This is a genomic window from Parapedobacter sp. (assembly GCF_035556095.1).
In the GTDB taxonomy this organism is placed as follows: Bacteria; Bacteroidota; Bacteroidia; order Sphingobacteriales; family Sphingobacteriaceae; genus Parapedobacter.
Genome location: NZ_DATMFT010000025.1, coordinates 170,158 through 184,021 on the forward strand (window position 1 = coordinate 170,158; position 13,864 = coordinate 184,021).

Below are 13,864 nucleotides of genomic sequence, written 5' to 3' on the forward strand. Positions count from 1 at the left end.
CACTCCTGTTTTATTCGTTGAACCCATCGGTAGACATGGAGGGCGGTGCCAGTTCGGGCGATGCTCCCAAATGCGTGTTTGGTTCACTCCCCATATCCAACCGGAGCGTTCCACCATTTACCACCGTATCGTGGGGTACCCACACCCGATCCAACGTGTTTCCATTTAACGTGGCGGATTGGATATAGTGGTTTTCAGGACTGTTATGATTGGTTTCAATCACAAACGTTCGTCCGGGATAATAGTCCGGATTGAGATGGAGCGTTATTCTATCAAATATGGGGCTGCCAATTTCGTATACCGGCGTGGTCGATACACCGCCGTTGGTAGCGAAAAGCCCAATCTTGAAAAGTACAGCCAATGCGCCCATGAGCCCTTGGTCTTCATCACCGCTGTACCCATAATCGGGAGATATACCGCTATATACCTCCTTGATGACCTGCCGAGTCCAATATTGGGTGAGGTATGGTGCACCGGCATAATTGAACAGGAAGGCCGTGTGTATACTGGGTTGATTGCCATAATTGAGGTAGACTTCCCGGTTCTGTGCGTGTGTTTCCACGGCATGTGATTTGCCCGATGTAAAATGATGGGATTGGGCCACTTGGAATACGCTATCGAGTTTTTCGGTGAACTTGTTGGCGCCCCCCATCAGGTCGATCAGTCCGGCAACGTCGTGGGGAACAAACCACGTGTATTGCGCGGCATTACCTTCTACCCATCCGTTTTCATACGTTAGGACATTGGCGGGCGAACGCCATTGGCCGGTACTGTCCTTTACCCACATCCAGCCCAATCGGCTGTTCCATAGGTTCTTGTAGTTTTCGGCGCGGCGGCGGAATGACTGCTCGTCGTCCGCCTTGCCCAGCGCATGCGCCAATTGTGACAGGGCGAAATCCTGGTAGGCATATTCCAGCGTTTGTGCCGCGCCGTTTTGGTGATAGCCGTACCGGGTGTCACTGAGTGGATAAGGAACATAGCCTTTCTCGATGTATGGTTCGATGCCACCACCTTTAAACGTATGGTGTTCATATCCCGCTTTGCTCATCAATCCGCCCGGCAAGTGGTTCTTACGTAGGCCTTTATACGCTTTCTCCACGTCGAAATCGCGGATGCCTTTCATGTACGCGCTTACGATAAACGGAGTGGATGACGCACCGGTCATCACAAACGTGTAATTGCCTCCGGCCGGCCCGCGGGGAATCAATCCGCCATCGTCATACATCAGCAGCATGGAATTGACAAACGAATGCGTGATTTCCGGATAGACCAGGTGCCACAGCGTGTTGATCGTCCATTGGGCACCCCAGAAGGAATCGGAATTGTGGTGGTTGAATTTGGGTTTGCCATTTTCATCGAGCGGTATCTGGCCGATCCGTGGGCTGGCTCCCGTCATATCGCAGTATTTTCCGTTCACATCGCTGATGATCCGCCGCCCTTGCAAGGCGTGCCACAGGTCGGTGTAAAACCGCTGGCGTTCCTCAGTCGTTCCTCCGTCAATTTCAATCCGACTGAGCCAAGTATTCCAATCTTCCCTGGATTCGCGGACTACCCGGTCGAAATCCCAATGGGGCAACTCCGAGGTGAGGTTAAGGCGGGCTTGCTCCATGCTGACGTAAGAGACGGCTACCTTCATCTTCACCACCTCGCTTTCACCTGTCGGGAAACTGAGATAAACGCCGGTATGTTCGCCATCTACATGGTCGGTTCCCGCTGATAGGATTCCGTCTTTCCAACCAGCGAAATCATGGAACGGCTTATCAACCTGGGCAATGAAGTATACGGTAATCGGCTTAGGTCGGCGCACGGTCGCCCCCATGATGGCATAGCCCTCGATTTCGTGGTCATTGACCTTTTTGGCATAGCCCCAATCAGTCTTGGAAGGGCCCAATGCCGTCGTGAAGTCAAAGAGGATATGGCTTTCCGCTGCTTTTGGGAAGGTATAACGGTGGAACCCGACCCGTGTCGTAGCGGTAAGTTCGGCAGTGATCCGGTAATCATCCAGTACTACTTTATGATAGCCGGCCCTAACGACCTCCTTTTCGTGGGTGTAGGCAGACCCATACACATGCGGGCCCAAGTGGCCTTTGAATGGGCCGTTAGTAGGCAATACCGGTATACCCGATAGCTGCCACCCGTGGATGTGACTGAAGCAGCGGATGGTATCTTGATGGTACCGGTAGCCGGTTCCCCAATCACCGTCAACTTCCGTATCGGGGCTTAGATTGACCATCCCAAAAGGCCGTGTTGCCGCGTTGAAGAAGAACCACCTCGAATTAGCCGCATCTACAAGCGGTACTACGAGATCTACCGGATCGGTATTTCCATAATAAGCTGCAGGATCATGTGCATTCCGACTGGCACATGCCAAACACATGATAGCCAACAGTGCCCAGAATGGCGCGGCAAGGGTTACGGATGTCAATCTAGATAGCATAGGGTTATAGCTCCTTTATTTTGATACTTCTGAATGAAACTAAATCACCGTGGTCCTGAAGCAGGATATGCCCCGATGATGCTTGCCCAAAATCAGGCACTTCATGAAACTTACTTTTCGCGACCAGGTCGTTGAAGGCGACTGCCCCACGGTCATACTCAACCACTTTAATGTGATTGAGCCAATGCTCCACATGATTTCCGTTTACGACAATCTTCGCCCGGTTCCATTTTCCCGGCTTGTTTATCCGCTTGTTTTTTCCGGGCTCATTTAAGTTCCTTGCCGTGATGAGGTCATATAATGACCCTGCTGTCCGGTTTCCATCTATCCCATTCTTGGCATCAGGATGCCTATCGTCATCCAGAATCTGGTATTCCGGCCCCAATCCCGTACCTGGTGTTTGGCGTAGCTCTTCCACCACGAGATATTTTATGCCACTGTTGCCCCCTTCGGTAATCAGGAAATCCAATTCAAGCTCGAAATTAGCAAACTCACGATCGGTAATGATGTCGCCGCCTTTGTTAGGGTCTCCTTTTTCCGATGGCAGTACTTTCAGCAATCCATTTTCAATTTGCCATCCCGTGGGGGGAAAATCCTTGGCACTTGCCCGTCGCCATCCTTCCGTGGTTTTACCGTCCCAAAGCAAGCGCCAACCTTCGCTGACCTGACGTTCGGTCAGCTGATTAGCTAAGTAGCTTACTTCTTCTACGTCGTTATCCGGTTTCCAGCGGTCGTCGGCGATGTTTTCGGTCTTGATCCGGATGTTGCGCCAGCTTACCGTCAGTCCTTCCTGACTTTTCTGTTTGATGCCATGCACCTGCAGGGCGATAAACCCTTCAGGTGTTAGGTTGATGATCAGATTGGCACACTGGACGCCGTTGACCCACGTCCGGATGGTGTTGCCCACAGCTTCAATACGGTAACGGTTCCAATCACCATTTTTAAAGGCTTTCCTGCCTTTCTCATTGATAGACAACGGATACAGCCACCCTTGGCGGGCCTCGTCGTAGATGCCACCACTCCATGCGCGTTCAGCGGGGTCGATTTCCACTTGATAGCCGTGCACGCGGCCGTTGTTTACTTCGGGGAGGCTCAAGCTCCGGATCTGTATGCCGGAGTTGAGGCCGGAGTCAATCTTTACATCCATTTCCAGGATGAAGTCTGAATATGTTTCTTTTGTACAGAGAAACGTATTGGGTGTATTCAGCTTAGAAATACCGACAATTGCCCCGTCACGTATTCGGTAGGTTGCCGTTCCATTTTTCTTTTCCCACCCATCGAGGTTTTCACCATTGAATAGCGCTTGCCACCCTTTCTGGGCAAACGTAGGTTGACAGCAGCATACAAAGATTACACTTACTAAACCAGCTAGAAATCCATCCATTTTTAATCGCATCATTCATTAATTTTAGTCTGCCGGCTTGCCGGACGGTAAGCACGGCTCCGCCTGCTGGCGAAATCCATCGGATTGTCACCAACCGGCGAAGCCGGCACTCATATGTCGGTTTACCTACGTGTCAATAGCCCAAATTTTGCGAAACGGTGTTCGATGAGCGCTCGATTTCGGACAACGGTATCGGCCGTAGTAAGTGGAAATCCTGAATGGTATTGGCTTCGGAGGCCCGTTCGTTGTACAGTTTCACCCGTTCGATGAGCTTTCCTGTTCGCTTCAATTCAGTCCATCGGGGTTCCTCGCCGCAGAGTTCCCGCGCCCGCTCGTCGAGAATGTCGTCTAGGGTTACGGAGGAGAGTTCCATGGCATCTTTCATCCCCGGATTTCCGGCCCGGCGGCGAACCGCATTGATGTGTCCGAGGGCCGTGGGTTCATCTCCCGCCTGGAGATATGCCTCTGCGGCGATGAGGTGGGTTTCTGCCAAACGGAACACAAACAGGTCGCGGGTTCCTTTGTCATCGCCGTATGGCAAGCCGGCCTCGAAGAATTTCCACAGTGGTGGGAACTGATTTTGCTTGGCTACGTTCATGTAGTATTCGTCGTAGTTAACGACGAGGTAATCTGCGGCTGCCATCTGTTCCGCAGTCCAGGGCTGGTCCCATTTCGGGAAGTACAGCACGGTATCCCCCACCTTTACGTCGCCTTTATCCACGGTAGCGTAGAAAATACGCAGAAATGTAACGTCGTAACGTGTATCCATATCCGTGTCATAGAGGCTTGATAGGTATCTCGTGGGAACGTAGGTTGCTTGCTGCCGATTGTAAGTGCTCGACCGATCCATGCCGATCAGTCCGTCCACTCCCTGACCAAAGAGCGAATGGGCGTCGTTGCCATCGCCATTTAATACCGTATTGGCGCTGTATTGTACAGCAAATAGAATTTCATTGTTTTCTTCATTTCCCTGCTGGAAGACCTCGCCGAAAGTGTCAAGTAATTGATACTCGCCAGAGCCGATAACCTCCGTAGCTAGGCTCGCGGCTTTTGCAAAATCATTGGATCCAGCAAAATCGCGGTATCCACGGGTCAGGTACACCTTGGCGAGCAAGTGTTGGGCTGCCCCTTTGGTAACCCGGCCGTATTCTTCCTGCGAGGGTGGAAGAACGGGGATGGCTTCTTCGAGGTCTTTAATAATCTGCTCATAAACCTTCGCTTCCGGTATCCGTTCGGTGGTCGTTACCACTTCGGTGATCTCATTGAGCGGCAATGGCACATCACCAAACTGTTGTACCAGGTAAAAATAATAAAGGGCTCTCAGGAATTTGATTTCGGAAATCCGCATTGTTTTGGTCGCCTCGTTCATGGATGCGCCCGGTGCACGGTCGATAGCCGTATTGGTACGGGCGATAGCCGCATATAAAAAGGTCCAATAAACAGCCGAATTCCCATCTTGGGGGTTGATCGCCTGTGGCGAATATTCATTAAATTGGTTCAGCCCACCCAGAGCCGGGTCGCCGGGTCGGGTAAAGATATCGGTGCCCAGTAGTGTTAGGCCCCGTAGCTTATGAATCTCCCGCAAGGGGCTATAAGCCGATTTCACCAGGTCCTCGTATCCTTGTTCGTCTACATAGTGATTGTCGGTTGTGCGGGCCGAAACGAGTTCCTCCTCGAGGAAGCCACTGCATGAAACCGTACTTAAGATTACCCAGGCCATCAGCGCAATGCCGAGTATGTTTTTTATCATCGCCTTCATATTATTTTTTCTTTGACGGCTCAATACACAAGGGTAAAGAGTCCGAATGTGTTTTTAAACAACGGGTTGTCAAAAAGAAACGTTTACCCCAAATAAATAAGTGGCTGAACTTACCCCCATATTAAACGTATCGTGCCCACTCCATTCGGGGTCGAATCCCGCATAGTCTGTAAATATTAAGGGGTTGTTGGCCGTCAGGTACAACCGTAGGCCCGACATGTTCAGGCGGGACAGGATGTTCGGTGAAAACGTATACCCCAGTGTAATGTTCTGTACACGAACGAATGAGGCGTCTACATAAGCCTTCAGTTCCTCGCGTGCCCTACCGCCGGTGTTGTTTGGTGCCGGCCATTCATTGGACGGGTTCGTCTCCGTCCAGTAGTTTACGTTGAGCTTGTTGTATCGGCCGTTCCATTCCCTCGCAAAATTGGAATGATGGAAGGGGCTGTAAATCATGGACCCCTGCCGGACGTACAGCATGAAGGAGAAATCAATCCCTTTGTACTCAAACGTATTTGTCATTCCACCGATCCACTTGGGGAGCGGACTGCCGATAATCTGCCTATCCACTTCCGTAATCTTGCCGTCGTTATTCAGGTCTTTTACCTTTACGTGGCCCGGTTCTGCGCCATATTTAGCGGCCTCTTCGGCCTCATCAAGCTGCCATATCCCATCAAAAACTTCTGCATAATGTACTTGTATGGGTTGGCCGATGAACCATTTATTTCCGAGGTCGTCTTTTTTGTCGCCGTAGAGTTCGACGATTTCGTTGTGGTTTTTGGCAAACGTAAGGGTCGTTTTCCACGAGAAATTGCCGCTGTGGATGTTCACGGTATTGAGCGCGACTTCCACCCCCCTATTGGCGGTGGAGCCTACATTAGCGGTAATCGAGCCAAAACCGGTGTGTTGAGGGAGTGCCCGGCTAAGGATCAAGTCCTCGGTTTTCCTGCTGTAAATATCTACAACCCCGGAAATCCGGTTCTTGAAGAGGCCGAAATCGATGCCGAAGTTGACTTCTTTGCTTTTTTCCCAGCCCAACGCTCTATTGGCAATGGCACCGGGGGCAAAGCCAATTGCAGCATCACCACCCCAATCATACAGGGTCTGTGCAATTCTTGCCTGGGTAGAATAGGGAGCTACGGCATCATTGCCCACCACCCCGTAGCTCAAACGGAGCTTGAGGTTGGAAAGTGCTTTGGCATCCCGAAGGAAATCCTCTTCGCTCACCCGCCAAGCAATGGCCGCTGAGGGGAAGAAGGCCCACTGGTGACCCGCCGCCAGCTTGGAAGATCCGTCGGCTCTTCCCGTCAACGTCAACTGGTATTTGTCGTTAAAGGAATAATTGAATCTCCCCATATAAGAGAGCAATGCCCATTCACTCAGGTAGCTCGATACCCCTTCGATGTTGCCCGCGGATCCGGTGTTGTACCAAAAGGAATCGTACGGTAGGTCCAGTACATTCTGGGATGCCCCCTCGCCGCGGAAAGATACAATGCTATTAGCGAGTAAACCGCTAAAGGCATGGGAGCTGACCGTTTTATTGTAGGAAAGTACGTTGTCCAACGTGTAGGAGAAATTCTGCTCGTTCGTGTATCCGGCGTCTCCATTCCGGGTTCCCGTATTTCTCTTCGAGTATTTTCCGGCAAAATTCCCGCGACGGATATTCTCGAAATAAGGTGAAATGGTCGACCGGAATGAAAGGCCGTCCAACAGGTTTACCTCAACGAAGAGATTGCCGAATACCCGGACCCTTCTGGTTTCATTTTTGACGTTCAGTGGGTCGAATAGTGGGTTCGGGGTTTGGCTGTCGCTCGTAGTGGGCCAGAATTGCAGCTCCCCGTTTTCGTCGTAAGCGTCGCCGGTGGGCCGTAGGCGGTAAGCGCCCCGGAGGGCCTCGTTTGATCCCTCGTCTTGCACGCCATAAGAGGCGTACGTAGAGGTACCTGCCTTGATCCAGTTGTTTATTTTGCCCTCGATATTCGATTTCAACGTAAATCGGGTGAACTCTTCGGCAGGAACATTTCCCTCTTCTTTCAGGTAGCCCGCCGAAAAGAAATGCCGGGAGCTTTCATTTCCTCCCGAAAGGGATACGTTGTGATTCGACTGTATGCCGTTCTGCAACAAGAGGTCTATCCAATCCGTATAGACACCATTTTCGATGTTTTGCTTTTCCTTATCGTCGAGATAGCGGGTGCCCCCATTTTTTAAAATTTCGTTGAAATTGGCGACAAATTGGGGGCCATCCATCATGTCCGGCAAGTTGGTAGGTGTCTTCATGCCGACATAGCCATCGTATGCGATCCGGTTTTTTCCGGGTACTCCTTGCCGGGTGGTTACGATGATTACGCCGTTCGATCCACGCGAACCATAGATGGCTGTTGCGGAAGCATCCTTTAGCACGTCAATTTTTTCGATATCAGCCGGATTCAATGAGTTCAGCGAGCCACCCATCACCCCGTCGATGACGACGAGCGGGGCATTGCCCTTGCCGATGGAATTCAGTCCCCGTATTTCGATGCTGTAGTCGTTGCCCGGCTTTCCGTTTACCTTAAGCAAATTGACACCGGCTACCTGCCCTTGGAGGGCTCCGGCAGCCTGTATATTGGCCGTACGCACGATGGCGTCGCGATCGACGGATCCGATAGCCCCGGTTACGTCGCTCTTTTTTACGCTTCCATAACCGATCACCACCACCTCATCGAGATCGCTAAGGGAGGGCGACAAGGATACCGTTACGTTATTGGAGCCGGCGATGGGACGCTCCTGGGCCTCGAAGCCTACCAAGGTAAAGACCAGGGTCGTGGCCTGGTTGGGGAGCGATAGGCTAAATCGCCCTGCACGATCGGTTGTAGTTACGGTATTGGTCCCTTTGGCCGCGACGGTAACACCCTCCAGCGGCTGGTTTTGATGATCCGTTACGCGGCCCGAGATTTCACGTTGCAGAATTTCTGTATCAGATACCGGGTTACTTGCTTTTTTCCGGTGTATCAGCACGGTTGTGTTTTCAATCTCATAGGTGAGTGGTTGCCCGGAAAAACAAGCTTCCAGTACTTCATTTAAGGAAGCATTCCTGAAATTAAGGTCGACCGCTTTTGTACCCTGTAAGTGCATACTGTTATACAGAAAGTCGTAGCCGGTCTGTTGCTGAATTCGGTCCAATACAGATGCGATTGAAGCATGCTTGACGTTGATGGTCACCTTTTGTGCATAGCTTTTTGCGCCTGCCTGCAAGATGGTTACGGTCAGCAATACGGTGACTAGCTTCATGGTTAGCAACAATTTGAATAGATCTCGCCTAGGGTGGCGAAAAACAATAGATTTTTTATACATTTGACAAAAATGTTTGGTTAATAATTGATTATGTGCTCAACAGATTAATTCAATACCAGCATTTGTGCCGGGTGCGCCGCGAACGCTTCCGGCTTTTTTCTGGTCATTGAGGTAAGGTATACCTACTTCATGACGACCACCCTCCTTTCCCTGATTTCAAAGTGTATAGGGGCGAGTTTTTCCAGATGACTGAAGAGCTGCGCCACATTTTTTGAACGCTGGAATGTTCCGGAAAACCGATCATCGAATTGCCCTTCATATTCTACTGCCTCGATATCGTACCAGCGGGATATTTTTTCGACGATATCTTCGATAGACTCGTTGTTAAACCGGAAATAGCCATCTTTCCAGGCGATTGCCGACCTAACGTCTGCGGCCGACTGATTGATGGCACCCGTAACCTCGTCGACGACCGCCCGTTGTCCGGGGGCTAAGATCACGTTATTGCTGTCTTTAGATACCTTTACCGACCCCTCCACCAGCGTGGTCGTCGTCTGTTTTTCATCCGCATAAGCCGACACGTTGAAGTGTGTACCGAGCACCTGTATGATACTGCCGTTGGCATCCAGGAAAAAAGGTTTTGAAGCATCGTGCGCTACTTCGAAATAGGCTTCTCCAATGATTGATACCGTTCTTTGATCGTCAGGAAACACGACTGGATAACGGATGGACGATCCGGTGTTTAACCATACCTTCGTCCCGTCGGGCAACAGAATCCGATACGTACTGCCTTTTGGGGTGCTAAACGTATTATATACCAGCGTATTGTTTGGTTTGGGATGTTCAACGGGTTTATAAAAAACGCTGCCGTCTTCGGCCTTTGTGATTTCAATGCCCGATTCCTGGGCTAAGATTCCGTTTGCCGCATCATCCAACATAATGGTGCTACCATCTGCCAGGGTAAGTATGGCTTGGTTGCGATCGGGCAGCAGGATGCTATCTCCCGTTGTGTTACTTTGAAGGCTAGCTGAGTCCAGCTGTTTGTTGTTGTATAACCAACTACCTATCGCTATTGCTGCGACAAGAACCGCCGCAACCTTTACGAATGAAAACAGGAAGCGTTTTTTGGTTGGCTTGATCTGTGAAGGGGTTAGCTGCCGTTCGTGGATTTCGGCAATAAGCTGATGATATACGTGCTTTTGACGGTCGGGCTCGAATGTAGTTTGGTCGTTGGCCGCTTGCAATACCCGGTCAATGGCCGAAGAAACAAAGGAAGTGTCCATGGTATCCAAGTATTCCAGTAACTCGTGACAGTCCTCGCGCTCGATGGTGTTGTCAATGTATTTCTTTAACAGAAGCTGAAAACGGTTTTCGTCCATTGTCCTATTGGCAAATAAATGGGTACCTCGTAATAAAGGTTATATGAAGAGAACACAGATAAGGAGTGGTAGGACTAGTTGAAACGGATTTTTTTTTGCAGGCTGTGTCAACCTACCAGCAAACTTGAAAAAGCAAGCGCCAGAAGATAGGTGTAACCCGACTGGTGCAGGGAATTTTTCAATGTTTTCAATGCTTGTACCATGTGATTTTTCACCGTATTGGGCGACAAGCCCAGTTTCTCGGCAATTTCATGGTGGGAGAGGCCTTCTTCCCTACTCAGCTTGTATATCCGTTGTTGTTGTTTGGGGAGACAGGCAATGAGGCGCTGCGCCTGTTGCTCCAATTCGATTGCCATAAATTGCTCTTCGGGCGGGCGGCTGGCTACCTCCATGCCATTCATCAATTGCTCAAACAGCACAGGGGATTTACGGATTTCCCTTAGTTTATTCAGGCATAACCGTTTCGTTATCACATACAAATACAACCACAGGTTGCCTTGATCGTCCAGCCCTTCCCGATTTAGCCATAGCTTCAGGAATACATCCTGCACGATTTCTTCACTCCAGGAGGTATCTTTTAGGAAACGGAGGGCCAACCGGTAGACCTGTCCGCTATGAATGTCATAAATCACGCGGAAGGCAGCTTCGTCGCCTGCCATCAAATGCCGGATAGTCGAGGAATCAACAGAAGACATGGCATAAGTTTATAATTGCATTACCAATTACAAACCTACTATAAAAATGTAACCAAACCAAGAGAAAGAAGCGGATCGATCAACTGGGTTGCATATACACCGTCAGAAATTGTGCGGTATAGGTATCCGCATGTTCCACCATATCCTCAGGCGTACCTTCAAAGACTAGGTTACCGCCTGCCTGTCCACCTTCGGGACCGATGTCGATGATCCAGTCGGCACTTTTGATCATGTCCATGTTGTGCTCGATAACGAGGATGCTGTTTCCTTGTGCAATCAAGGCATCAAATGATTTCAATAATTTCTTGATGTCGTGGAAATGCAGCCCGGTGGTGGGCTCATCAAAGATGAACAGTGTATTTTTGCTATTATTGCCCTTAATGAGAAAGGATGCCAGTTTAATCCGTTGGGCTTCGCCACCGGAAAGCGTACTGGAAGACTGGCCCAGTTTAACATACCCCAGCCCTACATCGCCAAGGGGTTGCAATTTGGCGATGATTTTCGGTTGATCCCCAAAAAATTCGAGCGCTTCGTCTACGCTGAGATCGAGGATGTCAGATACGTTTTTGTCCTTCCAGGTGACGTCGAGCACATGCTGTTTAAAGCGCTTGCCCCCGCATGCTTCACATGGTAGTACGATATCTGCCATAAATTGCATCTCGATTTTAACCTCTCCTTCTCCCTGACACACGTCGCAACGCCCCCCCTCTACGTTGAAGGAAAATGCAGCAGGCTTTAATCCAGCGGCCTTAGCGGCAGACTGTGCACTGTAAAGCGCACGGATCTCGTCCCATGCCTTCACGTATGTTACCGGGTTCGACCGGGATGAACGCCCGATCGGGTTTTGGTCTACTAACTCAACCTGCTCAACCCGCTGGATGTCGCCATCGATACCGTCATAAAGTCCGGTTTGTTCGCCGGAATAATTGCCAAGTGCCTTCTGCAAAGCCGGGAACAGAATCCGTTTTACGAGTGAGGTCTTGCCCGACCCGGACACACCAGTCACCACCGTAAACACGTTGAGTGGAAAACGGACATCAATGCCTTTGAGGTTGTTTTCACGGGCTCCTTTAATCAAGATTGCATCATGCCATTTACGTCTGCTGGTCGGTATTGGAATCCGTTCCCTCCCGCTTAGGTACCTGCCGGTGAGGCTATGGTCATCATGCAAAATATCGGTGTAGCTACCTGCAAATACCAATTCCCCCCCATTCACACCAGCCTCCGGGCCGATATCGATCAGGTGGTCGGCCGCTTGCATCATCTCTTGCTCATGTTCCACCACCAGCACCGTATTGCCCACATTGCGCAACGATTTCAGCACCCCGATGAGACGCTGGGTGTCACGGGGATGCAAACCGATACTCGGTTCGTCCAACACATAGATAGACCCCACCAATGAGCTGCCGAGCGAAGTGGCGAGGTTGATACGTTGGGACTCGCCCCCCGAAAGTGTATTCGACAATCGATTCAACGTAAGGTAACTCAGTCCCACATCGGTGAGGAACTGCAGGCGGTTGCAAATTTCCGTAAGAAGCCGCTTGGCGATTTTAGCTTCATTCTCCGTCAGTTCGAGTTGCTGGAAAAATGCTAACGCTCCATCCAACGGCATTAATACCACATCTGAGATAGACTTTCCGTTGACCTTCACGTACGTCGCATCTTTACGCAGGCGGGTACCGTTGCAATCGGGGCAATTGGTTTTCCCCCGGTACCGGGAAAGCATCACCCGGTATTGGATTTTATAGGTTTGCTCTTCGAGCTCAATAAAAAACTGATTCAATCCCCGGAAATGGCTATTTCCCGTCCACAGCAGTTCCTGTTGTACCGGTGTTAGGTCGGCATAAGCGCGGTGTATGGGAAAATCGAACTTGGTCGAGTTTCGGATAAGCTTTTGCAGCCATTCGCCCATTTTTTCGCCGCGCCAAGGCGCTATAGCTCCGTCGTATACCGATCGGCTTTTATCGGGCACCACCAAATCCGGATCAATACCAATGACCCTTCCGTACCCTTCGCATCGCTTGCATGCTCCATATGGGTTATTGAAACTGAAAAAATTGGGTATGGGCTCCTCAAAAATGATCCCATCCAACGCAAAGCGGTCTGAAAACGTGTGCACAGTTCCGTTTTCCTCAACGTAGCAGTCACCCTTTCCCTCGAAAAACGCTGTCTGTACCGAGTCCGCAATTCGATTTGAGGTGTCTTCCTCGCCGTCTACCGTGATCCGATCAATCACAATCAGCAAGTCGCCCGCTTTGGCAGCCTTGTTTTCCAGGGAAGTATCGTCGAGCAACGACTCGATTTTTTGCAGTGCACCTTGGTAAAAAACACGTACAAAGCCTTTCTGCAGCAGAATGGCAAGCTCTTCTTTCAACTTGCGGTTATTACTAGGGTGTAGCGGCGCACTGATTGTCGCTACGGTTCCTTGCGGTAAAGCGGTCACCGCATTGGTTACCGAGGTAACCGTGTCTTTCTTTACTTCTTCACCCGATATGGGCGAGTATGTTCGCCCGATACGCGCGTAAAGCAACTTCAGGTAATCGTATATCTCCGTTGATGTTCCTACCGTTGAACGGGGGTTGCTCGTGATGACGCGCTGCTCAATAGCGATGGCGGGCGCAATACCTTTGATGTAATCGACCTCTGGCTTGCTCATCCGGCCCATAAACTGTCGGGCATAGGAAGAGAGGCTTTCCACGTAACGGCGTTGGCCTTCGGCGTAGAGCGTATCAAAGGCCAAAGATGATTTACCCGAACCAGACATGCCGGTAATAACCACCAGCTGGTTTTTCGGAATAGCCACGTCTACATTTTTGAGGTTGTGTACACGTGCACCTTTGATAATAATGTGGGTTTTGGGATCGAGCGTTGCTATATTCATATGCATAAATCCTCCGCGGTGACGATGCGGGGGCACACAAAAGTACGGATAATTTTTTT

The 13,864-nt window shown here is 50.4% G+C and carries 7 protein-coding genes; all 7 read right to left on the minus strand.

Features of this window, described 5'->3' with window-relative positions:
- Positions 1 to 10 precede the first annotated feature (10 nt).
- The 7 genes from VNQ80_RS16395 to uvrA all read right to left on the minus strand — a co-directional run bounded on the left by VNQ80_RS16395 (position 11) and on the right by uvrA (position 13,805).
- Positions 11 to 2,437 (minus strand): GH92 family glycosyl hydrolase, encoded by a 2,427-nt coding sequence (locus tag VNQ80_RS16395; RefSeq protein ID WP_325640624.1) that lies wholly within the window; start codon positions 2,435 to 2,437, stop codon positions 11 to 13.
- Positions 2,438 to 2,441: 4 nt separating this feature from the next.
- Positions 2,442 to 3,836 (minus strand): DUF1080 domain-containing protein, encoded by a 1,395-nt coding sequence (locus tag VNQ80_RS16400; RefSeq protein ID WP_325640626.1) that lies wholly within the window; start codon positions 3,834 to 3,836, stop codon positions 2,442 to 2,444.
- 118 nt (positions 3,837 to 3,954) lie between these two features.
- Positions 3,955 to 5,571 carry a RagB/SusD family nutrient uptake outer membrane protein gene (locus tag VNQ80_RS16405; RefSeq protein ID WP_325640628.1) on the minus strand — a complete coding sequence of 539 codons (1,617 nt, stop codon included), beginning with the start codon at positions 5,569 to 5,571 and terminating at the stop codon, positions 3,955 to 3,957.
- Between the two features lie 78 nt (positions 5,572 to 5,649).
- Positions 5,650 to 8,847 (minus strand): TonB-dependent receptor, encoded by a 3,198-nt coding sequence (locus VNQ80_RS16410; protein ID WP_325640630.1) that lies wholly within the window; start codon positions 8,845 to 8,847, stop codon positions 5,650 to 5,652.
- 185 nt (positions 8,848 to 9,032) lie between these two features.
- On the minus strand, positions 9,033 to 10,229 hold the full coding sequence (locus VNQ80_RS16415; RefSeq protein ID WP_325640632.1) for a FecR family protein: 1,197 nt from the start codon (positions 10,227 to 10,229) through the stop codon (positions 9,033 to 9,035).
- Positions 10,230 to 10,336: 107 nt separating this feature from the next.
- Positions 10,337 to 10,924 carry an RNA polymerase sigma-70 factor gene (locus VNQ80_RS16420; RefSeq protein ID WP_325640634.1) on the minus strand — a complete coding sequence of 196 codons (588 nt, stop codon included), beginning with the start codon at positions 10,922 to 10,924 and terminating at the stop codon, positions 10,337 to 10,339.
- Between the two features lie 79 nt (positions 10,925 to 11,003).
- On the minus strand, positions 11,004 to 13,805 hold the full coding sequence (gene uvrA, locus VNQ80_RS16425; RefSeq protein ID WP_325640636.1) for an excinuclease ABC subunit UvrA: 2,802 nt from the start codon (positions 13,803 to 13,805) through the stop codon (positions 11,004 to 11,006).
- Positions 13,806 to 13,864: the final 59 nt, after the last annotated feature.